The sequence below is a fragment of the Anaerobacillus sp. ABA4_114 genome, from assembly GCF_056159065.1.
Genome location: NZ_JBSWUM010000002.1, coordinates 547,319 through 572,133, shown reverse-complemented (window position 1 = coordinate 572,133; position 24,815 = coordinate 547,319). Strand labels below are relative to the sequence as shown.

The 24,815-nt window shown below is 35.8% G+C and carries 30 protein-coding genes; 14 read left to right on the top strand and 16 right to left on the bottom strand.

Translation table 11 applies throughout. The features are described 5' to 3' along the window. Positions 1–20: 20 nt before the first annotated feature. Positions 21–308, bottom strand: coding sequence for a hypothetical protein (locus ACXAEY_RS24735; RefSeq protein ID WP_474816146.1), 288 nt, complete (start codon positions 306–308; stop codon positions 21–23). 650 nt (positions 309–958) lie between these two features. Here ACXAEY_RS24735 and ACXAEY_RS24730 point away from each other — a divergent pair. Continuing rightward, positions 959–1,546 (top strand): hypothetical protein, encoded by a 588-nt coding sequence (locus ACXAEY_RS24730; RefSeq protein ID WP_474816144.1) that lies wholly within the window; start codon positions 959–961, stop codon positions 1,544–1,546. A 78-nt stretch (positions 1,547–1,624) separates the two neighbouring features. On the opposite strand, the gene trxB is transcribed toward ACXAEY_RS24730, so the two are convergent. From trxB to ACXAEY_RS24705, 5 genes are all read right to left on the bottom strand, one after another. Further along, entirely contained in the window at positions 1,625–2,563 is a 939-nt protein-coding gene (gene trxB, locus ACXAEY_RS24725; protein WP_474816142.1) for a thioredoxin-disulfide reductase, read from the bottom strand. A 175-nt stretch (positions 2,564–2,738) separates the two neighbouring features. Then, positions 2,739–3,224 carry a macro domain-containing protein gene (locus ACXAEY_RS24720; protein ID WP_474816139.1) on the bottom strand — a complete coding sequence of 162 codons (486 nt, stop codon included), beginning with the start codon at positions 3,222–3,224 and terminating at the stop codon, positions 2,739–2,741. A gap of 61 nt (positions 3,225–3,285) precedes the next feature. Next, on the bottom strand, positions 3,286–3,540 hold the full coding sequence (locus ACXAEY_RS24715; RefSeq protein WP_474816137.1) for a hypothetical protein: 255 nt from the start codon (positions 3,538–3,540) through the stop codon (positions 3,286–3,288). 99 nt (positions 3,541–3,639) lie between these two features. Further along, entirely contained in the window at positions 3,640–4,392 is a 753-nt protein-coding gene (locus tag ACXAEY_RS24710) for an NAD-dependent protein deacylase (RefSeq protein WP_474816135.1), read from the bottom strand. Next, positions 4,392–4,715 carry a hypothetical protein gene (locus ACXAEY_RS24705; RefSeq protein ID WP_474816133.1) on the bottom strand — a complete coding sequence of 108 codons (324 nt, stop codon included), beginning with the start codon at positions 4,713–4,715 and terminating at the stop codon, positions 4,392–4,394. The genes ACXAEY_RS24710 and ACXAEY_RS24705 overlap by 1 nt, the downstream gene beginning before the upstream one ends. 116 nt (positions 4,716–4,831) lie before the next feature. Here ACXAEY_RS24705 and ACXAEY_RS24700 point away from each other — a divergent pair, with 116 nt between their 5' ends. The 4 genes from ACXAEY_RS24700 to ACXAEY_RS24685 all read left to right on the top strand — a co-directional run bounded on the left by ACXAEY_RS24700 (position 4,832) and on the right by ACXAEY_RS24685 (position 10,297). Beyond that, a complete protein-coding gene (locus ACXAEY_RS24700; RefSeq protein ID WP_474816131.1) occupies positions 4,832–5,845 on the top strand; it encodes a DUF3048 domain-containing protein in 1,014 nt (337 codons plus the stop codon). Positions 5,846–5,986: 141 nt separating this feature from the next. Further along, entirely contained in the window at positions 5,987–8,029 is a 2,043-nt protein-coding gene (locus tag ACXAEY_RS24695; RefSeq protein ID WP_474816129.1) for an HD family phosphohydrolase, read from the top strand. A gap of 124 nt (positions 8,030–8,153) precedes the next feature. Further along, entirely contained in the window at positions 8,154–8,801 is a 648-nt protein-coding gene (locus ACXAEY_RS24690; protein WP_474816127.1) for a M50 family metallopeptidase, read from the top strand. A gap of 122 nt (positions 8,802–8,923) precedes the next feature. Next, positions 8,924–10,297: a DNA cytosine methyltransferase gene (locus ACXAEY_RS24685; protein WP_474816125.1), complete on the top strand. Its 1,374-nt coding sequence runs from the start codon at positions 8,924–8,926 to the stop codon at positions 10,295–10,297. Positions 10,298–10,359: 62 nt separating this feature from the next. Here the strand turns inward: ACXAEY_RS24685 and ACXAEY_RS24680 are convergent, their stop codons facing one another. Then, a complete protein-coding gene (locus tag ACXAEY_RS24680; protein ID WP_474816123.1) occupies positions 10,360–10,830 on the bottom strand; it encodes a VanZ family protein in 471 nt (156 codons plus the stop codon). A gap of 112 nt (positions 10,831–10,942) precedes the next feature. On the opposite strand from ACXAEY_RS24680, the gene ACXAEY_RS24675 reads away from it, so the two are divergent. From ACXAEY_RS24675 to ACXAEY_RS24665, 3 genes are all read left to right on the top strand, one after another. Next, complete coding sequence (locus ACXAEY_RS24675) at positions 10,943–11,971, top strand: S1C family serine protease (protein WP_474816121.1); 1,029 nt, start codon at positions 10,943–10,945, stop codon at positions 11,969–11,971. 61 nt (positions 11,972–12,032) lie between these two features. Next, positions 12,033–12,230 (top strand): hypothetical protein, encoded by a 198-nt coding sequence (locus ACXAEY_RS24670; RefSeq protein WP_474816120.1) that lies wholly within the window; start codon positions 12,033–12,035, stop codon positions 12,228–12,230. Between the two features lie 119 nt (positions 12,231–12,349). Beyond that, entirely contained in the window at positions 12,350–12,484 is a 135-nt protein-coding gene (locus ACXAEY_RS24665; RefSeq protein WP_474816118.1) for a hypothetical protein, read from the top strand. A gap of 156 nt (positions 12,485–12,640) precedes the next feature. Here the strand turns inward: ACXAEY_RS24665 and ACXAEY_RS24660 are convergent, their stop codons facing one another. After that, entirely contained in the window at positions 12,641–13,114 is a 474-nt protein-coding gene (locus ACXAEY_RS24660) for a hypothetical protein (RefSeq protein ID WP_474816116.1), read from the bottom strand. A gap of 123 nt (positions 13,115–13,237) precedes the next feature. On the opposite strand from ACXAEY_RS24660, the gene ACXAEY_RS24655 reads away from it, so the two are divergent. Beyond that, positions 13,238–13,669: a hypothetical protein gene (locus ACXAEY_RS24655; protein ID WP_474816115.1), complete on the top strand. Its 432-nt coding sequence runs from the start codon at positions 13,238–13,240 to the stop codon at positions 13,667–13,669. 22 nt (positions 13,670–13,691) lie between these two features. On the opposite strand, the gene ACXAEY_RS24650 is transcribed toward ACXAEY_RS24655, so the two are convergent. Beyond that, a complete protein-coding gene (locus ACXAEY_RS24650) occupies positions 13,692–14,093 on the bottom strand; it encodes a DUF559 domain-containing protein (protein ID WP_474816113.1) in 402 nt (133 codons plus the stop codon). A gap of 200 nt (positions 14,094–14,293) precedes the next feature. Between ACXAEY_RS24650 and ACXAEY_RS24645 the strand changes: the two genes are divergently transcribed. The 3 genes from ACXAEY_RS24645 (at position 14,294) to ACXAEY_RS24635 (ending at position 19,503) form a co-directional block, all read left to right on the top strand. Then, positions 14,294–17,878, top strand: a complete 3,585-nt coding sequence (locus ACXAEY_RS24645) for a LamG domain-containing protein (protein WP_474816111.1) — start codon at positions 14,294–14,296, stop codon at positions 17,876–17,878. A gap of 88 nt (positions 17,879–17,966) precedes the next feature. Then, a complete protein-coding gene (locus ACXAEY_RS24640; protein WP_474816109.1) occupies positions 17,967–18,608 on the top strand; it encodes a hypothetical protein in 642 nt (213 codons plus the stop codon). An 85-nt stretch (positions 18,609–18,693) separates the two neighbouring features. Continuing rightward, entirely contained in the window at positions 18,694–19,503 is an 810-nt protein-coding gene (locus ACXAEY_RS24635) for an undecaprenyl-diphosphate phosphatase (protein WP_474816108.1), read from the top strand. Positions 19,504–19,608: 105 nt separating this feature from the next. Here ACXAEY_RS24635 and ACXAEY_RS24630 read toward each other — a convergent pair whose 3' ends face one another. The 3 genes from ACXAEY_RS24630 to hprK form a co-directional block, all read right to left on the bottom strand. Further along, positions 19,609–20,271, bottom strand: coding sequence for a hypothetical protein (locus ACXAEY_RS24630; RefSeq protein ID WP_474816106.1), 663 nt, complete (start codon positions 20,269–20,271; stop codon positions 19,609–19,611). A gap of 134 nt (positions 20,272–20,405) precedes the next feature. Continuing rightward, complete coding sequence (locus ACXAEY_RS24625) at positions 20,406–20,768, bottom strand: hypothetical protein (RefSeq protein WP_474816105.1); 363 nt, start codon at positions 20,766–20,768, stop codon at positions 20,406–20,408. A 55-nt stretch (positions 20,769–20,823) separates the two neighbouring features. Next, complete coding sequence (gene hprK, locus ACXAEY_RS24620; protein WP_474816533.1) at positions 20,824–21,486, bottom strand: HPr(Ser) kinase/phosphatase; 663 nt, start codon at positions 21,484–21,486, stop codon at positions 20,824–20,826. A 173-nt stretch (positions 21,487–21,659) separates the two neighbouring features. On the opposite strand from hprK, the gene ACXAEY_RS24615 reads away from it, so the two are divergent. After that, positions 21,660–21,944, top strand: a complete 285-nt coding sequence (locus ACXAEY_RS24615) for a hypothetical protein (RefSeq protein ID WP_474816103.1) — start codon at positions 21,660–21,662, stop codon at positions 21,942–21,944. 6 nt (positions 21,945–21,950) lie between these two features. Here ACXAEY_RS24615 and ACXAEY_RS24610 read toward each other — a convergent pair whose 3' ends face one another. After that, positions 21,951–22,304: a hypothetical protein gene (locus ACXAEY_RS24610; protein ID WP_474816101.1), complete on the bottom strand. Its 354-nt coding sequence runs from the start codon at positions 22,302–22,304 to the stop codon at positions 21,951–21,953. Beyond that, positions 22,301–22,432, bottom strand: coding sequence for a hypothetical protein (locus ACXAEY_RS24605; protein WP_474816099.1), 132 nt, complete (start codon positions 22,430–22,432; stop codon positions 22,301–22,303). The genes ACXAEY_RS24610 and ACXAEY_RS24605 overlap by 4 nt, the downstream gene beginning before the upstream one ends. A 141-nt stretch (positions 22,433–22,573) precedes the next feature. Here ACXAEY_RS24605 and ACXAEY_RS24600 point away from each other — a divergent pair, with 141 nt between their 5' ends. Beyond that, entirely contained in the window at positions 22,574–23,263 is a 690-nt protein-coding gene (locus tag ACXAEY_RS24600; protein WP_474816097.1) for an ABC transporter permease, read from the top strand. 10 nt (positions 23,264–23,273) lie between these two features. Here the strand turns inward: ACXAEY_RS24600 and ACXAEY_RS24595 are convergent, their stop codons facing one another. Together ACXAEY_RS24595 and ACXAEY_RS24590 are read right to left on the bottom strand one after the other, a co-directional pair. Next, the gene (locus tag ACXAEY_RS24595; RefSeq protein ID WP_474816095.1) at positions 23,274–23,522 is read right to left on the bottom strand and encodes a hypothetical protein; all 249 of its coding nucleotides are present in this window, start codon (positions 23,520–23,522) and stop codon (positions 23,274–23,276) included. Positions 23,523–23,640: 118 nt separating this feature from the next. Beyond that, positions 23,641–24,684 (bottom strand): 5'-3' exonuclease, encoded by a 1,044-nt coding sequence (locus tag ACXAEY_RS24590; protein WP_474816093.1) that lies wholly within the window; start codon positions 24,682–24,684, stop codon positions 23,641–23,643. Between the last annotated feature and the right edge of the window lie 131 nt (positions 24,685–24,815).

Below are 24,815 nucleotides of genomic sequence, written 5' to 3'. Positions count from 1 at the left end.
AACCTCTTAATGAGGTTCCGTTAAATAACTTTTCTTTCTTTTTGTTCTAGAATCGCCATAACTTCATCTCTAATCCAGTTCTTAAGTGGTCTTGACCACAAACTGTTTATACTTTCGTAAATTTCGGTTTTTAAATTATATACTGATGCTCCCTGCACATGCCAATCCACTTCTCCTAATTTTCGTCTTAGAGTAAGTTGTTGATGGGCATAAATTTCAGGTTCCTTAGCATTGGTATACCTAATCTCCATTCTTTCGTAACTATTTTCAATGGTATGCGACACGATATGAACGTTCTCGAATTTCATCTGTACACCGCCCTCTTAGTTGTTACTTAAATATATGAATTTCTTCACGGGGGTATAACAGATTTCTTTTCGCTCCACGGCACCAGAAAAAAATAAGAAGGTGATAAATTGAATATAAGAGCAAAAATCCACCATGAGCACTATTATGTTGATACACCAATGAGAATTTTGAAAGAAACCAACGAGCACTTTTTCGCAGTTAGAGACCTTTCGTACTTGTGGTTAAAATCTATTGGTAAATTAAATTGGTTAGAAAAACTACAATTAGAATCTTACGATATGCGAGTTTATCATTATGCCCCCATAAGCAGTGTGGACACTTTACCTCCAAAACATTCATGGATAGCGGATTTCCCTCTAAAGGAAGAAGACCTTCTCCATTTTGATATGATCTCATTATTCTTCGAGTGGATCATCGACGACTCTTTTATATCTGACTTCAAGAGTTCGTGTGAATATGCAGTCAAAAGAGTTGGAGAGTCACTCCCAAAACCTCTTTTAATAAGGATGGTCCATTTTCTGTTAGGGCAACCGATATTTAAAAATGAAAGGGTGCGACTTATGCACTCGTCGTCATTAACAGAATTCATTATTTAGTTCCACTTCCGAATTTTCATGTTACTATGTTGAAAAATCAAGGAGTGGTTTAGTTGAGAACAATTAACCCGAACAAATATTACAAACTAGAGGACAATGAAAAAGAATCTGTACTTAATGAAATTAAAAATAACATCATCCATTCAGATTCAAAGTTAATACAACGTATGCTGAAGATTGTTGACAAGTATGTAAGAAATTACAGGTCAGATTTCTTTGTACACGATCTTTACACAATGAGTGAGTATCATGGAAGGTTACTGTGGTATGTACATGATTGTGGCACTTACCTTGTTAAATTAGATTCTTGTTTCAAAGAAACGATGGAATTGCAGCAAGATTATCTATTAGCGGTAAAAGCAAACGTTGGAGATGTTTCTAACGATAACAAAGGGCATTATGCGTATATTGTGGATGCAAAAAATAATAAACTTCAGAAACTCTCCACAATTACAAATCTAGATTTCACCTATCAACACCAAACCAAAGAAGAGGTTTTACAGCATTTAATAAAAGACGTTAGTAATAAGGAATTCTTTGAAATCCTTTATGACTTTGAGTCTGAGAAGAAAGCAATTCACACTGTAAAAGAACTTGAAGATTTTGTTGTGCAACGAAGAGAAATTAAAAAAGCTATTTAAAAAGCACCCAATGGGTGCTTTTCCTATTTATAATCCCGTATGGAATGGAATTGATTCGTTTCGCCTACCTAAGCTTGACTAACTATACGTTTCATCAAAACTTTCTATGTAACTCTGTGCAGACTGTGCAGCAATACTTCCATCCCCAGTAGCTGTTACGATTTGCCTCAATTCCTTTTCGCGTGAATCGCCAGCAACAAAGACACCTTCTAACCCTGTTTCCATATCTCCGTTCGATAATAAGTATCCATTTTGATTCGTTATAGATAAATTCATAAATGGTTTTGTTAGAGGATCCATACCGATATAGATGAACACCCCATCGGTACTAATTTCGGACAGCTCTTTACTTTGAGTATCTTCCATAACAACAGAAGCTACTTTAGAATCCCCTTTAATCTCTTTCACTTCCTTGTTCCATAGGAATTCCATTTTATCGTTTTTAAAAGCTCTTTCTTGAAGTATTTTTTGAGCCTTTAGCTTGTCTCTTCTATGAACCAAAGTAACTTTTTTGGCGAATCGAGTTAAAAACACACCTTCCTCTACTGCTGAATCTCCTCCTCCTACCACAATCACTTCTTTGTTTCTAAAAAATGCTCCATCACAGACTGCGCAATAACTTACACCTCTGCCCCCAAACTCCCTTTCACCAGGTACTCCTAGATTTCTATAAGAAGCTCCTGTAGCGATAATAACTGTTTTGGTTTTATGTCTTTCACCATTTTTTGTTGAAACGACTTTATACGGACCCTCTTCCTCTACCTCTGTCACTTCTCCCATCAAATGCTGAGCACCGAATTTTTGACTGTGATCAAACATTTTTTGAGATAATTCAGGTCCCGTCACAAGGTCAAATCCTGGGAAGTTTTCAACGTCCTCCGTATTCGCCATCTGTCCTCCAGGCAACCCCTTCTCAATCATCAAAGTGTTGAGATTCGCTCTTGAAGCGTAGAGAGCAGCTGTCATACCAGCCGGACCTGCACCTACTACAACAACATCATATATCTTATTACTCAAACCTATCAGCTCCTTCCAAGCTTTGTATTTTTACCACTTTCTTTATAAAAGTCAAATTCGAAAAGGGCATAGCGCCCTATAATAGTTTCTAAAGTTTTCTCGATTAATGCCGAGAATTGATTATAAACCCAATCCCCGACCTATTAGGTCTTTAGCCGAGAGCAATCTCGGTTTTTTATTTTTTGTATACATAAAGATCCCTATCATGCTTATCAGAAAGATCTTTTAAAATATCCATTACCTTGTTCCAATCCCCTCCAGCCCTTACACAACCCATGCCATAAGGGAGCCCTATTTTCACTTTATTAAACCCTTTTTCTTCTAAAATAGGTATTTTACCCATCATACTGTCCAAAGCTTCTAAAAGAGCGTTGTAGTTGGTATATAATACTCTTTCCCGACCATAGTTAAGTTGTCCGTATAAATTAACTATCACCTTCGAACCGTCTTTTGAAAAGGTAGATGAGAACTTACCTAGCCTTTGTTCGGGCGTTGCAATTTTTCCATCTACTCTGAACTTTAAATCTGCCCTATATGCTTCAGGAAATTTATCTTTTATAACCTCTGCTATTCCGCGCCCCATTGTACTCTGACAGTTCGCTTGGTGACAAATAATAGTTGAGTCGCTTTCTAATAAGTCCCCTTCAACGATATATATCATGCTTATCCTCCTAAGAAAAAATGGACGAGTTGTCCATTTTCTAGAATTAAGTTTCTACGATCTAAATTACTAACTCAAGTTGCTCGTCACTCTCTAATTCTACTCCTGTATCCAATCCGCAGTCTTGGTATATAGCATATTTCACAATTTGTCTTTTCAACTCTTTGTGATAGTAAGCCTCCAAAGACGCATTACTGAAGCCTTCATAGTATACATATAGGTTTTTAGGTTTTGGCAACCTGCTTACAGCTTCACGTATTACTTTCTTTAAATGTTCAGGTCTTTCATCGAATTTTACTTTCGCTTTAATTGTCATAATCATATGACCTCCTGAGTGATTTTTAATATTTAATCACATATAGGAGTTTTGCGCGAAAAAAAGATGGAATTTCGTGAATTTGATTGGTTGCATCCTTCAATACAAATCTATTTCACTTAAAGTACGGTTAATATCGTCGTTAATCACAAGATCGAAAAGATTATCGTACTGTGTTCTTTCGTTTGTGATGAGTACCTTATTTATTAATGGAGCGTTTTTAAATATATTTGGAATTTGGTTTACAGGATACACCTCTAATGATGTTCCTATCACCAATAATAGGTCACTGTCATAAATTGACTCGATAGCTTCGTTGTAATGATGTACTTTTTCTCCAAATAATACAACGTTAGGTTTCAGGATAAAGTTGCAAGTTACCCCTTTGCTATTCTGACGAATACACCTAGGGATATCATAACTATTTATGTATTCGATATCATACTCCACTTTGCACTTTGGGCATTTTGCCATTCTGACGTTTCCGTGCATTTCAAATACTTTGCTACTTCTAGCTTTATAATGTAAACCATCAACATTCTGTGTGAAAACGGAGACCTCTTTCCCTGAACGTTCTAATTCCCTCAAAAAGTAATGACCGTAGTTAGGGAGTAGGTCTTCTTCTAACTTCAGTTGAAAGATTTCTTTGAATGCCTTCCAAAAAACCTTCGGATTGCCCTGAAAGAAAGACTTAGAGATTACGCTTTCTACATCATATTCGTTTAAGTAGAACCCATTTTCTCCCCTGAAGTCCGGTAACCCAGAGCTGGTGCTAATACCTGCCCCAGTGAGAACCGTTACCCTCTTTGCAGCCCCTAGCAATTCCTTCAGTTTTACCAACTTATCCTTCATTAATATCCGCTCTTTCTTAACATTTGAGCGGCTTCCGAATAATTTGCAACTATGTTCTTTTTAGTATTTAAGATATCTTCCTTTTCCATTTCCTCAAAACTCATTTCATCTACTTTTCTAAATTCACTCCGACCAAACATATAGATCCCTGTTATCAATCCAGTGGAAATCCCAATCAACTTCACATCCTCATACATCAATCCAAACTTATTATATAAGGTCGGAAGTAGTAGCAAATTTAGTAAGTAAGAAAAAGAAATCGCTGTGAGTAATCCACCTATACACACTTCAAGAAAACTAATCTTTTTTGAAAACACTTTCAAGCTCAACACCCCCCTCACCTACAATTTTAGTGTTATCTATCAAAAACCTTCTCAAGGACAAATCGGATTAAACCCAAAAAACAATTAATGGATTTAATTAGAAAGGTAGGTGTAGCATGAACAAAGGCGCACTCTTAATATTATTAACTGTATTTTTAGTTGCTTGTGGTGGGGATAAAAATGAACTAGAACAGTCACCTCCAGAGAACCTTGTTGAGGATGAAATCATCGACCACGAAACGATTAATGATACACACGAAGAACCAGGTGTTAAATCGCCAGCTACGGGGCTGTCACTTCTAGAGCCAGAACCCAATGCTTTCTCTGTTATGATTGAAAACTCCCAAGCAGCTCGACCTCAATCAGGGTTGTCTTCTGCCGACATCGTGTATGAAATGAAGGTCGAGGGAAACATCACTCGATATCTAGCTCTGTTTCATGATGAGACACCCGCAACAGTTGGACCCATAAGAAGTTCCAGACATTACTTCATACCAATGGCAGAGAGTTACAAGATTCCTTACTTACATTATGGAGGGAGTCCACAAGCCTATAAAGAATTAAAAACCACTTCTATCCCTCACATAGACGGGCTTAAGGATGGTAAATATTTTTATCGAGATCAAGAAAGGTATGCTCCACATAATGCATATTTGAAAACTTCAACACTACCAAGATTTGATTATGACTTTTCTAATCTAGGTTTTGATTTCGAAGATATGAACTATGACCAAAAACCCAAGGCTTCTTCTCTTGAAATTGAGTACAATGCCTTTACTACAGTTCGTTACGATTACAATTCAGAGATAAATGGCTATGAACGTTCACTTGAAGGAAAGAAACAAATAGACAAAGAAAACGACCGAGCGATAACGACATCAAATGTAATTGTAATGTCTGCTGAACATAATAGCTTAAACGATGATAAAGGTCGTATAAATATTGAGCTTGAAGGGAAAGGGCTTGCGGTTTACTTCACAGAAGGAACAATGATTGAAGGGTACTGGAAAAAAGAAAAAGATTCATCTATTGAATTTTATACTGCTAACGGCTACACAGTAAACCTATCTTCAGGCAAAACTTGGGTTCAAGTGATTGACGATAACGTATCATTTGATACTTACAATTAAACAAAAATTGACCCGATCTACATTGGTCGGGTCTTTAATATCATTAAAAGATATTTTTTATTAATTATTGTCATTCTTTCTAAAAAGCATTATATTTGTCTTTAACCAAGTGTTTCACTATGGAAAGGAGTGAGAAACTCGATGAATAAGATGTTCACAATAAAACATTACTTGTTATTAGGTGTATTCATTCTCATGACTACCTTTATCCTTCAACCCTCCTATTTCTTTTACAAAGATTTCAAAGTAGGAGAATCATATGATTATAAAGTGGAAGCTCCAAAATCTATTACATATATTGATCAGCCGGCTACTGAAGACAAAAAAGATGCCGTACTATCCCAAGTACAAACCCAGTATGACTTAGATAAATCCGTTTACCAAGAAACTGCAGGTGAATTAGATAAATTCATCAAGTCTGTCATTACTTATAAAAATAAAATTAAGGCGGAAAAGAAAGTAGAACAAAAAGATATCATTATGAATCCACTTTCGTATTCCAATAAAGAAATCCAAATGTTTGTTAATGTTCCTGAATCCGAACTTATCCGAATGAACGATATCTTTTCTAAAGAGCTTGAGAAAGTCTTCTCTTCTGGGATAACGATAGAAAATTTACAAGCTACGAAAGATGAGTTTGAAGGTAACACAAACTTTTACTTCTTCACAAAGGATGTAAGGGATGCGCTGGTAGATAAACTGAAAGAACGGCTCGAACCAAACTTAACGATAAATAAAGAAAGAACGAATGAACTAAAGGAAGCTGCACTTGAAGAAGTCTCCCCTGTTTATACGAAGATTGCAAAAGGGCAATACATCGTTCGAGAGGGCGATAAAATTTCCGAAGAGCAATATGAGGCTTTGAAACAATTGGGACTTGTAAAGACCGGTTACCATCTACAAGATATATTGAAACAACTCCCATACATATTATTAACGACCGTCCTATTTCACCTTTATTGCACTCGATTCTTTTCAAAAACGTTTTCTAGCATTAGGAACTACGCTTTTGTCTTAGGACTAATTATGCTGGTGTTACTATGCTCTAGGTTCTTCCAAGGCACTTTAGGTACGTTTATCCCATTATTAACGGCATTGATGATTTTCGTAGTCTTTTGGGGAAGGCAATTTGTTATTTTTACATCTATCCTATTAGGCTTCTTATTGAGCGGTAATGACTATATTGTATTGTCATTATCCATCATAGCGGGAATCATATTGGCTACTTACTTTGTAGAGATGAAAACACGTTCTGACATTGCCAAAACTGGTCTAGTTGTTGGTATAGTGCTTGCCATTTCTCACATCATACTTGCATACTCATTTGACCAGTTATTACAGGTGAAATTTGCCCTTCCTATGATCGTGGCGGGAGTAATCGCGTCCATCATTGCTCTTGGTAGCCTCTCAACTGTAGAGAATTTCACCGGCATTATCACTACTGTAAAGCTACAAGAGTTAAACGGAACTAGTCACCCTCTAATAGATGAACTAGTTCAAAAGGCTAATGGTACACATAGTCACAGTCAGGCGGTAGGGTTGCTAGCTGAGCGAGCCGCTTCAAAGATAGGAGCAAACGGTTTGTTCCTGAGGATCGGTGCTTTGTTCCACGATGTAGGGAAAATGGAGAATCCATCGTATTTTATTGAGAATACAGAGCCCGGCTATAACCCTCATGATTTTATCGAGCCAAGAGAAAGCGCTCAAATTATTAGGAGCCATCCACTTGAAAGTGTGAGACTATGCAGAGCACAAAAAGGTAAACATAAGATCCCTGAACCAATCATTAAATTAATTGAATGTCACCATAGCGACTCTTTATTAGAACACTTCTATTATGAAGCCAAGAAGAGAGGTCACGAAGTTGATAAAGAAGACTTTAGGTACCAGACCCCTACTCCTCATACTAAAGAAGAAGGTATCCTTCTTTTAGCTGATTCTGTAGAGGCATATTCCAAAACACTAAATGGGAAACCTAAAGAAGAACTTAAAGTAGCGATCCGACAGTTGATACGTAAAAAAATGGACGCTGGCGATTTGAGAGATTGTGAGTTAACCGTAAAAGACATTGAGATATGTATTGAAGAGTTCACAGAATACATCTTCAACGCTAATCATAAGAGGATTAAATATGTAACTGAGGATACTGATAAAGAAGAAAGCAAACAAGAACCTGGTGTATAAGGCTATAAAATAAAAAGAGCTTGGAGACAATTGTCTTTCCAAGCTCTTTTTATAAATCGTTTTTGATTTTACACCATTTCCTCAATAATTCATTATAATTTACTAAATACTTAAGGAGGTCTTCATGCTCTATTTAATAATGATCATAATCGCTTTTTCTATTTCGAGAATTCGTGTAATCGGAAAGTACATTTACTGTTTAGAGACTCTCATCCATGAATCTGGTCATGCTTTGATGTCTCTATTAACTAGCGGCAAAGTTCGCTCAATTAGGATATTCTATGACAAGTCTGGAGCTGCAGAGACCGATGACTCATCTTGGTCTGGTGGGGTCCTCACAACGATGGCAGGTTACCCTTTTTCATCTGCTGTGTCTTTTCTCCTCTTCTACCTCTATGCTAGCGGAGAAGTGAATTGGATCCTATATATATTAATGGGATTTGTATTAGTAAATCTGCTTTTATGGGTACGTAATTTGTATGGCGCTTTTTGGTTACTTACCTTTGGAGGTATTCTTTATTTCTTATATATCAATATAGATGCCACATTTACTCCATACGTTTTGCTATTTTTTATATCTGTAATCTTGATTGAAAGCCTATACTCTTCTTTTACAATTCTGAAGTTGAGTCTTAAAGATCGAAAAAATACGGGCGACGCTTCAAACCTAGCAAGGAAAACGTTTATCCCTACAATGATATGGGGAGTAGCATTTTTTGTTCAAGCACTATACTTTAGTTATCTTTCGATCTTGCAAATGCTCTCAACCTAAATCTGAAAATATAATCCAAAGTATTGATACCTAAATTTAGGGATCGATGCTTTTTTGTTTGTGAAAATACATCCATCAGAATCAAACCGTGATAGACTTTTAAAAACTTGGAGTGATTGCAAATGAATATCGTATCTCAATTAAATAGAAAAATGACTTACAAAGGGACACGACTGTACATTGACTGGGTTATGTTCTCTAAATTCGGATTTGAATTCGGAAGTCGCATTACAACAGAAACTAATCCAGCTACTAACGAGGTTACATTCAAGTTAGATGAAAATGGCACCAATAAGATTTCTAAAAAGGTGAAAAAAGGCAACATTATCCCTGTAATTGATAAAGCTAGTGAAGATATTCGCTCAGCTTTGGAAGGGTGTGATCAAATCCTCATATTCATCGTAGAGACTAATGGTGAGTATCACATAATCGTAAAAGGTGAAAAGAATACAAAAACCTCAAAAATGCAAAATCAAGAATTCGATACAAATCTAAAATCGATTACCTTTTGTGCAGGTAGCGGTATTTCTACAGAAGCGATGAAATTAGCAGGTTTTGATGAGGTAGCTGCAATTGAATGGAACCCAAAAGAAGGTAATGAAAGTAAATTTGCTGATTTGTATTCGTCCAATAATCCTAATAGTATGATCTTCAATGTCCCTATGGAGCAAGTAAAGTCAGAGCACTTACCTTATGCGGATGTTTGGTTAGCTACTTTGGACTGCACCGATTACTCGAAATCTTCGAATGGTACAAATAAACAGCTTCATACAATGCACTTATTCATGCACTTAATGAGACTGTTTTGGGAAAAGCCAAAATTAGAACGTCCCAACGCTATTCTTATCGAGAATGTGCCTGAGTTTGAAAAAGTAGCGGGAAACTCTCTTGAATTGTGTTTTAAAGAGGAAGGGTTCTACGTTTCGAAAGCACAATTAAATAGCTTAGATTATGGAAGCAGAACCCAACGCAAACGATTCTTCTTTTTAGCTACTCTGTTTGAAGGGTTCACATTCCCTCTTCCTACAGGTAAAAATATTAGTCCAATCATAGCTGATGGCAACCTAGCGATCGATGACTTAGAATGGGTTACACCAGAAACGGACAAGACGCTCTTTTACTTCTTAGATAGGCAGAAAGGTAAGATGTCTCACAACCACAAAATGACGGTTTTCGATATAACTAAGGACGCTTATATCGGAACTATTACGAAAAGTCACCATAAAAAACAGCCTGAAAACTGGATTAAACACCCCACAAAGGAAGATACGTATGCCTACTTAAAAGCGGAACATATTCGTCTTTTGCAAGGCATCCCTCAACATTTAAACTTAGGAGACAGTAATAAGATGAAGGTTGAGTGCATTGGGCAAAGTGTGTGCTATACAATATTCAAAAGAATTGCTTACAAACTTCATTCCTTCCTTACAAATTCGATTAAAAAGGTTATCCCTCATGAGGATAGCGAAATTGGTCAATTAGCTTTTGCTATATAAAAGATATTAAAATGTTAAAGACCCACTCACTAGAGCGGGTCTTTTCTTAGTTTTGTAAACGATTAGGCAACCTCTTGGTGGTTAGCTAGTATCTTTTCCTTTTTACGATTAGACAAGTAGATGAGCACAATTGTTATCAAGCATATAAGAGAATCAAAAGCGATATCTATTACTCTACCGCTCCTACCGTAAATATAATATTGATGTACTTCATCCGTGATAGCAAAGGCAGTTGTCAGCAACCAAACTCTTGTTAAACGAAAGCTTTTACTCTTTAAATTTAGATAGATAAATACAGAAAGTAACCCATATGCTCCGATGTGCCCTAATTTATGTAATATGAATTCTTTATATAAGAAATCTTCCCATGGCAAATAGAAATCACTTGTCGTATCGAAAAACTGACTTATCTCAATGTTGGTCTCGAACCTAGGTTCATTAAACCAAGTATGTAGTTCCGAAACTCTTAATCCTGGCGTGTTTGATAAATAAACAATTCCTATAATGATCAATATCAACATTATTTTTTTCATAGATATCTCCCTTGTTTTCTCCATAGAGACAGAAACATGAAATATTCTGTCCTAATAATTCCATTAATCTAGTTTTGCGTTTAATATGAGCACGATGGAAGGAGGTGCTCTTTTGCACTTGTTATATAGAGTGTTAAGAATACTGGCTTTATCCTCTTTTCTATTGATCATTGGTTTCGCATACCTAGGGGTTAACGTAGATAATGAGAAAGGGAGCGTACAAAGGTCAGGTGAAAGTAGAGGAGATGTTTATGAGGAATTTAAAAACAACGTAGTCAATCTTCAAATGATTCAAGAAGATGGCAACAAGGCATATGGATCTGGATTTGTCATACTTCACAAAGATGAAAAATACATAGTAACCAGCCATCATGTAGTTGATGGTGTGAAATCGATTAAAGGGAAGTTATATCATGGTGAGTTTTTTGACCTATCATTGGTCGGAGTGAATGAAAAGAAAGACCTTGGATTACTGAGTTTTGATTCTCAAAATGAAGAAGCAGCGGGAGTGCCATTAGGGAACTCTTCAAGTATTGATGAGGGTACTGAAATTTTTGTATTCGGAAACCCATTAGGTATGAATCATTCAATGACGAAAGGAATCATTTCTGCTAAACACCGAGACCTCTCTTTCAAAACTTACGACTATCCTGGTTTGATTCAAGTAGACGCGCCGGTCAACCCTGGTAATTCTGGAGGTCCAGTAGTTGATAGTGATGGAAATATCGTTGGGATGATTGCAGCCATTATGAAGAACTCTCAAGGTATTGGTCTTGCTATCCCTATCGAACATATAAAACCTGAAATACAGAAAATGATAGAGTCTCCGATGAATGTCGAAGAAACAACTCAGAAGGATAACGAACCACATGGTTTTATAGGGATTGAAATTATCAATTCAGACCGAGGTATTGAAGTTGCAAGTGTTATCGAGGGGAGTCCTGCTAGTGAGGTAGGCATACAAGAGGGAGATATAATTTTATCCGCCCAAGGTAAGTCGCTTGGAGCTGCTAAAGAACTGCCTGAAATCATTAGAACATACGAACCTGGTCAAAATATTTCAATTGTCATCGAGCGGGATAACAATATAATTAACTTTGCATTTCCAATTGGAGAAAGAGATGCAGCCGAAGGTTCATAAGAAACCAAAACTTACTTGCTAACTCTTAACTTTCGATTATATTCGAAAACGGGGTGATCAAATGGATTTTCCGATTGAACCAACGAAACGGATGCCTATAGTAAGGCGAGGTGACAAAGTAGACAACCAAGAAAAACAGAGACACAGAAACGGAACTCAACAGGATAGTAAGAATAATAAAGACCAAGACGAGAACCAACATAACGAATCTGATAAAAAGCCCTACAATAAAGAAGGTGGATTTGAATTCGAAGTATAAAAAAGACGCTCCTTGGCTGGAAGCGTCTTTTTCTTTTCACTATTCACTTTAAATTCCCTTATAATTGTGTTGAACCGCTTCGGCAAAAGCGGAACAATAATTCTAGGGGGTAATGCAATTTGCAAAAACTAGTATTGAATGAACGAGTAGCAACTCCGGAACAAATGAAGAACAGTAGAATCGATCGGTCAATCGCTTCTAACACAAACCCTTCACTGTTTATGAAGTTGAAAAAAGTATTTATGGCTTCATAGGATTGTAGATCCTCGCCCTGTAATTGATTGCATTGGCGTGCAACCAATTTATGAATTATCTTGTTTTGTCTAATAACAATTTATCATGGATAAAAATAGAAAGTCAACGATCAGGTCTCCTGGACCATTGAGTGCTCACTTCGAGCACTTCTTTTTTTATCTCTTAAATATGTATTTTCGGTAGAAAAGTATAGTTAGAAAACAGTTTGCAGTGATCAACGGAATCCCTATAGGGCTGATTAAATGACTATACTCCCACTTCAGTATTGGCGTAGACAGCATGAGATGAACTAGTACACAAAACTGAAATATAAAACTAAGTAATCCCGCTCCAATATGTTTTAATATCCAATGTGCTTTTCTATACTCATCTCTCTCTTTTTTTCGTTCCCATTCTCTTCTTTCTAATAGATCACCCATTTGTTGTTTGGTCAAATTCACCAAAGCGATCCCGAAGAGAACAAAGATCGGTATGTGAATAGGCACATATAACACTTTCGCTTCTAGAAATGCAGGCATAAATACATATGAAAGGCATACAAAATTCACATATAAGCAATAGCAGTAAATAATGTGACGTGCAATTCTTTCCTGTTTATATAAAATAGCGCTGGATTTTGCTATATCCAAGCTAATCCCCTCATTTATCGTTTTAGTTAAATATACCAACAAATTCTATATTTTTCTACCAATCCGACAAATCCATATTATAAAAGAACAAACTACTAAACTATACCGAAGGGATGAATCATTATGGCTACAATCTTAGACAAAATGAACGAAGCAAAAAGAAGAGAAAAAGAAGTTTTAGCTAAAAAAGAAGAAAGTGCGGAATTTAAACATGATGTTGTGTTCTTTGTTAAGTGTCTCACTCCTGCATTGATCACTTTTATCATTTTTATGTTTAATAACATGAAGATTAACGACACTACTTCTTTCTTTGCACATGTATTAATTAGTGCTATAGCATCTATCATGTACTTTTTCGGAAGTGCGTTTCTAATGGATGGTGAATGGAAAAAACTATTTAACGCCTACACTCCTGCAGTAACGGTGTTAATCTCTTCAATGTTTTTCATCATCATTTGGGCTGTGGGTAATTTCTCTACAGCATTACTGTTTTCTTCAGCACCGTATTTTGTATTAGGGTTCCTAAAAAATGTGACAGATAAAGAAATTATGTAAAAAGCCTACCTTGTAGGCTTTTCTATTTTACTCTGTTACGAATGACTTCTAGGCTATACTCTGGACTACTATGAATGTGTGTCCCCTCAAGTCGAATCACATGCCATTTCTTCTTCTTTAAAAATACGTTTTTCTTCCTGTCGTGAGCCCGTTGTTCTTTAGAGGTATGATAGGCTTTGCCATCACATTCGATCGCGAATTTCCTCTTCCCTTTATAAAGCGCGATGTCTATTCGATAGAATCCACTTTTAACCTGAGTATATGGACGATATCCAGCCTCTTTAAGTATTTTCATCATCTTCTGTTCGATAGGACTTTCACACTTGCTATATTCCTTATCGAAAGAATACTTTCTTCTATTTGTTAGGTTGAAGGCAAAACCGACAACTCCCAACGCTAAAGCAAGATATAAAAAACCACTCACTGCAACACCCCCAGTCCTTCACACCATCCACAATTACCAATTCATTTCTTACAAAATGTCTGTTCTTATCACCCCTCCTATTTAATTCTTTTAACTCTATTTCTTCCTTTTATTTAAACACCCCGTCTTTTTCCAGTATTTCCTTGTATTTTAATCAAAATCGTTTATTATCTAACAGAATTTTCAGGAGGTGATTTGTAATGTTTAAAAAGTTTATTAACGAACGTTCGGGTGCCTTTATCCTAGAATGGGTAATCATACTCGCCTCCATTGGTGCAATTGCTACTGTAGTCGTCCCTAAATTAATGCAACAATCCACACTATGGGAAGGTACGACGAATGGTCAATTCAACCAAGCTTTAAGTGAAGACGAATTAACCCCTGTTGTTTCTGGTAACACACAAGAACCATTAGCCAAACCAATAATAAATATGTTCCCTAGCAATGGTCCTTATACAACAGCAACAGAGTTCCAATTTAGTGCTTCCACTTATGGTGGTGCTCCTCCTTATCAATTTACATGGACAAACTATAACGGAGGGCAATCCGATGGAGAATTTGGAGATTATGAAAAATACGCAGCGGGGAATCAAGCTGTCTCAGTAACCGTTAAAGATGCCAACGGGAATGAGGTTACGTCTGATGACGTTGTGGTCAATGTTAAAAATAGTATCGATTTTAATATCGTTGCTAAGAAGTCAGACGGTTCAGCTTATAGTCCGCCTTATGACATTAATCAGCCAATAAAATTCGAAGCAATTCCATCTTCATCTTCAGGAACTGTTTCGTGTACTTGGACAGGAGATTATTCAGGTAATAGTGACTGTTCAGGTGTAAGTGTAAATTACAGTGATCCAAAAGTAGTTAATGTGTCTGTTAAGATGTGTGACTCTAATGGACTTTGTGATACTAAAGCTCAAACATTTGCTGTAGGAGATGCTCCTATTCAAGCAAATATCCAGACAGATAAGTCTAATACAATTAATGACTCGACTCCTATTCGATTTAAAGTAAATGCTTCAGGAGGTAGCGGGAACTACAACATCTCTTGGAATAGTTATAACGGCTCACCAAATAACGATTCTTTTGGACCCCAAGAAACCTACAACACTGGTTCAAAAGCTATAAAAGTAACAGTTTGTGACAATAATAAGCCTTCGCTTACATGTGCTACAGATACATTCAATCTAACGGTCAACTCATCACCGTCTTCCTTCAATCCAGTTCAAGTTTCTGTTATGGCTGACCCTGGTCGCTCTCGTTACTTCGACTATGAGGATATCAGATTCAAAGCAATCGCTACTGGAGGAAACGGTTCTTATAACATCACTTGGACTAACTATAGTGGATCCAATTCTTCTGATACATGGGGAAGTACAAGAAAGTATACGCAAGGTAACCACCAGATCACAGCTCAAGCTTGTGATACAGGTGGAAATTGTGGAACTCAGACCTATACATTTGATGTTGTAAATTATGACCCACTCAATGTAACGATTACACCTAGTATTACTAGAGATATTTATGACGTAGAACGAATTCGATTTAAAGCCGATGTCTCAGGAGGTTCAGGCTATTACAAAACGTTCTGGACGAATTACTCTGGAGCAAACAATACTCCAGGTAATTGGGGAACAGATGTAAATTATCCTATAGGAGACCAAACTGTAACATTCAGAGTTTGTGATGAAGCAGCACCAAACTCCTTATGTACGACTAAAAACTACAATTTCAAAGTAAAAGATTATAAACCAATAGTCCCTAACATTGAATCTTCACCATCTAAATCTCATTACACTGATCAAGAAAATATCAATCACAGAGGTAATGTAACTGGTGGTTCAGGAAGTTATACACTAACATGGAACAACTTCTCCAATGGGAATTCATCTGAAGGCAAGTGGGGAACCGCTCTAAAATATCCAATAGGAAATCAAACTGTAGATGTAACTGCCTGTGACGCGATTGTTACTTCGCAACCATGTGTTACAGACTCTAGAACCTTTTCAGTAACATCTGTTGTTACTGCTTCAATGATTATGAACCCTAACAAACCTTATGTTACTACTAATGAATCTATAAGATTCAAAGTTGATGCTTCAGGAGGTTCTGGTCCTTACATCGTAAAGAACTGGTCAGGAGGATACTCTGGATCTAGCTCAGAAAACACATATGGAGGAACAAAGAAATTTACAACAGGAAACAAAACGATTACTGCAACGGTATGTGACGCCAATAACTCTACGAATTGTAAGACTGTATCAAAATCATTTAATGTATCTACACCTATAAGCGCTAATCTAATAATGGACCCAAATAAGGATTACATTACTTACGAAGAAGATATTCGCTTTAAGGTTGATGGTTCTGGAGGGACAGGAAGCTATGTTGTTCGTAACTGGTCTGGTTATTCAGGTTCTAGTTCAGAGAACACGTATGCTGCTACCACTCGATACTCTCCTACACCTAATCAAACGGTATCAGCAGAAATATGTGATACGAATAATCCAAGCAACTGTATGACAGTATCTAAAACGTTTGAAGTAACATTTAGAGTCTCTGCAGATATAATTGCGAACGTAAAAGGGACCAGTACAGACTTATCAAACATTGACTCCATTACCATTCACGATGAAGTTAGATTCAAAGTTACTGCAATTAACGGTACTGGGAACTATACAGTATCAAGTTGGAATAAATACAATGGGATTAACGATGTTAACAAATATGGAAGTTATCAAAAATACCCAGAAGGGCGTTATGGAATACAAGTTCAGGTTTGTGACTCATTAAACTCATTTAATTGTAAGGTTTTCAACGAAACTATGGATTCTATCTATGAGCCTATAGAAGCCTATATTGTTTCCTCTGATGGGGATACAGTATTCGAAGACCAAAATGTTGGATTTAAAGTCATTGCTTCAAAAGGTAGTAAGAACTACGACATTTCCTGGTCAGGTTATCAAGGTTACGGAAGTACATTCAATAACACTTATAGCAGTGGTATTACTTACCTTCCTGGTAATTACACAATTACATCTACTGTATGCGATGCCGATTTTCCTAGTAAACCTTGTAAAGTCGCAACATACGATCTTACTGTAAATCGAGCCTTTATAGAATTTGATGGCGTTAACGACTTCCTAGATCTTAGAAAGTATGGGGATCTAGGTGAAAGAAATAATTCAATGACTCTAGAGGCAAGAATTAACATTACAGGTTATGGTGGTGGATCTCCACTAATTGAAAGAACAGCAGATGATGGAAATGAGAAATTCTCACTATTCCAAGGTGGAAAGGGTGCCATGGGATCTAACTATAAGGATTACCCAAACCGAACAAATAAACATAGTGATATTACTTCGAACAATATTATACCTTTAAACCGCTACACTCTGCTAACTTGGGTTGTAGATTCTTCTGCAAACCAGCTACGATACTATGTAGACGGCACTAAAGTGGACACTATCCCTTTATACGATCGTAATCCATACGAATCGGGAGAAAAATGGATAGTCGGAAAAGATATAGATGGCGATTTTGATGGTAGCGGAAATTTTGTAGGTACTAAATATAATGATTACTTCAAAGGAAAACTTAATGAATATCGAGTCTGGAACGATGCTCGTAGCGATGCAGAAGTTGCAAGTTATAGTAATAGGTACTTAAACGGAAATGAATCAAATTTACATGCATACTATCAAATGAAGAGAAGTTACTATAATTGGAGTTCGATACCTGACCTATCAGGTAACGGTAGAATAGCCGTTCCAAATAATTTCTAAAACAAGGACATGTGTTATGTCCTTGTTTTTTGTGTATTATATAACTTGATTATTTTTCAGTATTTGATATAAAAACATAACCAGGGGGGTGATTATTTTTAAAAAAATATTGCTTATTTCAATAATATCTATACTAGCAATTTCAATGTTACTTCTAAGTGGTTTGTATATTTTCACTTTAAACGACAAGTATTCTCCCGAACATGATTTTTATGACAAGGAAGTGGCGTTAGAGAACATAGGACTAAAATTATTCATAATACCTTCCTTAAAGGAGAACTATTCCCTCAATCTATTGGACGAACGTTTTCTTGAATCGAAGGAATACAAGGATAAAGTTAAAGGTGTTAAATTCTATATAAAACAACATAATTCCTTAAATAAACATTTTTCATATGAGAATCTAGAACTACAAGATAAGTATAAGTTAGCAAAGCGCCACTCTGAATTAAGTATCGAGTATGGCGGCAGTGAGTCGTCAAAGGAAATGTATGACCTCTTATATGAACTTAGGAATGTTTCTATCAACTCATACCTTTTAGAGAAAAGTAAGGAAGTTGAGAAAGAGTTCCACGAAAAGGTCAAGTTACTCATAGAAGACAAGGACAAAGGCACCCTTTCGGAAGAAGAGTACATAAACGAAGTTATTAAAATTAATAAAAAGAAAGAAACAGAACTCAGTAAGTTAGATCAGCCTTTTAAAGTACAGCGTCCAGATGAGAAAAAGTAAGGAAAGTTTGATAATCCTTACTTTTTTTAAGGTCTTTTATCCCTTTCAAAACATTTAAGATGTGTAGTCAGAAAGGGTGTAATTAATGGAGCTTCTTTTGTTTATTAAAATTTGTTTTTTAGGTCTCCTACAAGGATTGACAGAACCTCTGCCGATTTCATCAAGTGGTCACCTTGTGTTAGTCCAGAATGTACTTAATATAGAATCGAACAATTTGAGTTTCGAAGTCTTAATGAATACAGCTTCTTTACTAGCAATCTTATTTATATATAAAAGAGACTTAATTCAATATTGTAAGAGTTTTACCATGTACTTAGTAACAAGAAACATCGAATATAAGGGAGACTTCTTATTTGTAATTTACTTGCTTTTAGCTACTTTCCCCGCTGCTATTATTGGGTTAATGTTCTCTGATGAGATAACCAAACACCTCACCTCTCCTTCAACTGTAGGAGTGACTTTAATCATTACGGGTATAGCTTTATGGATTATACGAAATTTAGACGGAAGAAAAATAGATAAGGACGTTTCTGCAAAGGACTCTTGTATAGTGGGATTGGCGCAGTCCATAGCTTTAATTCCTGGAATCTCAAGAAGTGGAGCTACTATTGTAGGTGCAATGTTACTTGGTATGAAACAATCAACCGCTCTTCGATTTTCTTTTTTCCTCTACATACCAGTAAGTGTTGGTGGAATTATAATGGAGTACAATAATTTACTTATCGCAAAAGAAGATTCCACCCTACTCTTATCATATTGTGCAGCTTTTGTTATTGCGTTTATCTCTTCGTATTTCGCTTTAAAATGGCTTATAAATGTAATGAAGAATGGTAACTTGATTTATTTCTCATTTTACTGTTTTATTGTCGGGATATTGGCTCTGTCTCTAATTTAGTTTCCTGAAAGGTTAGGTGTTAACATGTTTTTATCCTTTCAAAACGTTCCTATGTAAAAAAAGTGCGATCAATAATATGATCGCACTTTAATAATCTATTATTGTTTATTCTACTGGAGTGAACGTAATAGGAGTATTTAACTCCATTACATCTCCTTCTTCTGCCCACATAACAAAACTTTGCAAGTGATACTCTTTGTCCTGTCCAAATGTCTCTGATAGCTTGCTTCTTCCATTCGCATCATCAATAAAGACATTACCAGAACCTTGTGCTGGAGTAAGTTCATACCTTCCCGTTTTTAGATCCTTACCAACTACGTAATACCCTGCACCTAATGTAACAGGTGAACCTGTAGCTTTTTGAATTTGACCAGTTAACGAATCAAGCTTGTTTTGCTTTGTTTCTAGATCGCTTTTTAGTTTAACTAATTCTGATTTTTTCTCTTCTAGTTCTTTATTAATATTCTTCTCATTCTCTTCAAACGTATTTAGTCTTTCAAGGGTTTTTTCTTTTCCCTCAAGAGAGCTCTCTACATCCTCTAAATCACTTTCAACTTTGGAAAGCATGTCTTCTCTTTTCTTTAATTGTTCTTTTTCGAAATCTACGCTTTCCAATAACTTCTCATACTCCAGGTTAACCCCAGCTGCTTTAACGAGAACACCTTGTTCACCTTTTGTATGACCAATGGTATAAGAAATGGCAATTCCCAGGATTACTCCTGCCGTAATTAATAGTGTTTTTGATTTTATCCAATCGAACTTTTCCATAATGGCACCCCTTTTTTCTCTATACAACGAATTAGTTTAATGTTTTATTGATAAAGATATTAAATAACAATATTCCTGAACGAAAAGACACCTCTCCATTCTCTCATTCACCTAGCAAAAGGTAAACGTGTTATTTATCCTTCATTGTTGTGAAAAGTTATATACTGTGGTTCGATTAATGATCTTGATATCAACTCCCATTCCACTTCTTGAACCAATGGAAAGTTTTCAGGTAAATCTACTTTTAAAGTGATTAATTCTTCTTCGGAACCTTCAAATTCATCTCCCAACCAATTCATAAGTGCATTTTCACACTCCTCATAGTTCGGAAACATAAAGACTCCTGCTTTTTCTTTTTCTAGCTTAAGTGCTCTTTCTCCAAGCTGTGGAATTAAGCCTTTTTCCATAATCCCTCTATACTTTGAAACCGGCGTAACATGATACAGAGATTCCATAACGTTCATCCCTTCCGTAATTGTGTTTTTAGAACGTTGCATTCCAATCTCCAATATCATACTAGCTATTTAGGATATAGGTCAGAAAACAAAGGTGTTAGTTATCAAGACCTTTTGTGAAATCTTCTAGGGCGTTATAATTTTGTTCTCTTAACCTCCAACTCTTGGCAGCAACTTCGATTAATGAACCTACGTCTCTTCCAGGTCTTATAGGAATTTCTAACCTCTCTACACTTCGCCCTAGATATTCACTGTGATGAGTCTCCACACCTATTGCGTCATAACTCCTGTTTTCATCCCAATGTTCCAATTTGATATCTAAGTTTACCTTTGTCTCCTCTTGAAACGAACCAGAACCGTACATCCTTAATACGTTTATTAATCCAATGCCTCTTAACGCCAAGAAGCCCTTGTTATAGCCGTTGTGTGTCCCAATTAATGCCCTAGGTCCAATCTTCCTAAGAAGCACCAAATCATCAGCAATGAGACGATGTCCTCTTTCAATCAGGGATAGAGCTACTTCGCTTTTACCTATACCGCTTGAACCTCTCAGTAGTATTCCTACTCCATACACATTCACACATACACCATGTAAACCAATCTCTTCCGCCAACTCTTTCTGAAGAAAATTATTTAGTTCACTTATGAAGTCTGTCGTCTTGTTTGGTGTGCGCATTAGAGGCACTTCGTATTGATCACATAGCTCTTGCAATTCAACAGGAGCATCAAGACCTCTGGTTACTATGATGCAAGGAGGAATTTCTTTAAACCTTTCTCTCCGCTTACCTTAGTAAGCTCAAATTTTTCTATGATTCGATTTATATCTAACATTAGACCTAGCCCCCTTCTAATAACTATACTTATGGAAACAAAAATGGAAATTCGTAAAATGATTGAATAAAATAAAAAATATATATTTAAGGAGAATAAATAATGACTTTTATAGTTAACGGTATTATTCGTTCATTAACCGATGAAGAAATGGCTGAACAACTTAGAGAAGTGCTTATTGGTAAAAAGGTATCGATATTAAAAAACAAAATCTATATTACTGATGTCACTACTGAATCAAATCTTCTTTACCTTCACCACAAACACGATTACTACACTATTAAAGGTATCGATAAGATCGAGATTGACCATATTGAAAAGCTGCTCAGAATATTTAGCAAAGACCGCTTGTACATCATTCAATTTCTAGATGAAAATAAGCCTTGAATAGGCTTATTTTTTAATTGAAAAGTTTACTTCAAGTTCCCCTTCTTCCAACTTCATCTTCACCACAAATACTTCATTGTCCTTAAAGATGGGCATTTTCCCCTTCTCATATTTTTGGTGTACTGACTTATGAGGAATAGAATCCATCGCTTTAACAATTAGTTCTTCCTTATCTGCAAGCTCATCGTCAAACCCAAATCCAATTATTCCGTCTACATCACCATCAAAAATATAAATAAGTTGATGGTGTTTATCTGTATATAAATGATTTTTATAATCAGGTTTTGCACCGTCTTTATCGATTCCACCTATACTTTCTGATAAAGAATCTAAGACCTCATTAACTACATCTGACTTCATGCTAATACTCCCCCTCTCATATCATCTATCTCAGCTGGAAACCATTCACTATCTTCTTTATTAAAAATTGATAAAACTAAAAGTGCGATTAGAACAATTGTCATTAGAATCAAAACCTTCTTTTTCATAGCCACCACCTACTTGAAAAGCATTTTATCTCGTTTTATAACTTTGTAAATGAAATTCATCTTTTTTCTAGTAATTAAATGGACGATTGCTTTCTAATAGGATATTGTTTTTCAGTCATATAGAAGGTGGTGTGTCAGAGTATGAATGAAATAAGTAATAGTGCGATATTTTGCCTATTAATTCTGTTAATGATTCCGATCTGTATCTCTTACAAAAAACGATTGGGATTAGAGAAGGATATCTTAGTAGCTAGCTTCCGAGGATTTGTCCAATTGATTGGTCTAGGTTCAATCATCTATTTTTTGTTTTCAATAACTAACTTGTATTGGATAATAACTTATGTATTTCTGATGGCTATTGTAGCTTCTTATAATGCAGCTAAGCAAAGTGAGAATAAGGAATTATTTTTTATAGTTCTTTTTGGAATGATAATTTCAGTTGGTGTGGTAATGATTCTTTGGCTTTCCTTCTCCATCATCCCTCTCCAAGCTAGATATATTATTCCTACGAGTGGCATGTTTTGTGGAGCTAGCATGATTGCTTCTACTGTTGTATTAAAAATGCATAAGAATAAAAAAGAGAAGGGAGTAAATACACCAGAAGAAACAATTCGAGTCGCTATGGTTCCGACTATAGAACATATGAGGACAGCAGGACTTGTTACAATTCCTGGTCTGATGACAGGGATGCTCCTAGCAGGCGACGTGAGTGGACTAAACGCAGCAAAATACCAAGTTTTCGTGATGGTGTCTATGATTGTAGTTGCTTCCCTGTCTTCTTATTTTGTTTCTTATGGATGTTCTAATATTACCCATAAAAAAAAGACGTAAAATTACGCCTTTATACTGCTTTAATTAAAATATCCCAGCTGCACTTATTCTCTTTGCGAACAGTCTCAATAACTGCATTAAGCTTTTCTATATGTTTTAAGGATATTTCAATCTTTCTCATTTTTTCTTGAGGTATTTCCTTTAAGCTTTCTCCGTACTCTTTTGTGAATTTTATATACATTTTTTCTACTTCGCGATCTAATCTCTCTCTAACTTGTTTCAAGAATTCTAAGTCTTTTTTGTTAATTGTTTGGTTCAATTATTACATCTCCTTGGCTTTAAAAGGTTTTACCTTTTATTTTTCCTAATTTTAGTCGGAACAAGCCAATTTGTGTAAAAAAAGGGAATGTTATATTCCCTCTCTTTTCTGTAATTTCTTACTTTAAAAGACTGTTGAATTCCAACTCGACAAATTTCTTATTCATTTTTTGGTCATTAATATTTATTAGTAAATCTTCACTCTTCACATCTTGTAATTCTTCAATATCGCATTTAATGGTCGCTAACATTTTGCTTAGCATAGAAGCTTTCTTTCCGACTAACGCATCTTCGTCATCCTTATCCACTTTTAAGAGCTGGTTAATCGGTGAAGCAATCCCTAATTCTTCTTTAAAGAATTTTTTCATCACTGCTTCTTCTTTCTTATCTAATCCCTCAATCGCTTCATATATACCCTCAACTGTTCCGAACTCTTTTAGTAAGGGTAATACCTTCTTAGCTCCTACTCCGGGACAGCCTGGAATAAAGTCTGACTTATCACCTTCTAGAGCTTTTTGATCAATGATTTGAATAGGCTCTAGTTCGTGTATTGCTCTGAATAACTCTGGTGTATATTCAAAAATTCCATGTGGAAGATTGAATAATTCTTGGTCGATGTCATATTCTTTCAAGAGATCCTTCGATTTATCTGTAACTAACCAAACTCTTGTCTTTTCACTAATCAATTGAAGAGCGTCTCTATCTTTTGTATAAACGTACGTAGGCATCTCGCCTTCGAATTTTTTAACCAGTGTTCCAATGATGTCATCTGCTTCATATTCGTCATATTTAAATTGTGGAATGTTCATTTCCTCTAGCAGATCCTGCATTACCTGGAACTGAGAAGCGAGCTCAGGTTTTGTTTCTTTCCTGTGAGATTTATATCCTTCAAACGCTTTTTTACGAAAAGTATTTCGACTTACATCCCATGCGACACAAATATGAGTAAAACCGTGTTTGTTTGCTAGTTTCAATAACGTCTTCGTCATCGTGTAAACTCCGTTAGTGTATGTACCGTCAGATGTTTGCATGATTTTGTGTAGCCACTTTTCTTTTTCTTCACTGCTTTTAGCAAATCTATATTCTTTAGGTAGTAACCCATAAAAACTAGTTGATAAAACAGATGAACCATCAATAAGTAATAATTTATTATTCTTTTTCATATAATATCTCTCCTAAACCATATTTTAACGCAAAATTATTATAATATAAATTCATAAAATCATAAAAAAATATAAATTCTTTTAGTTATAGTATAACAATACTTAAAACCTATTAATATATTTTTTCTTTT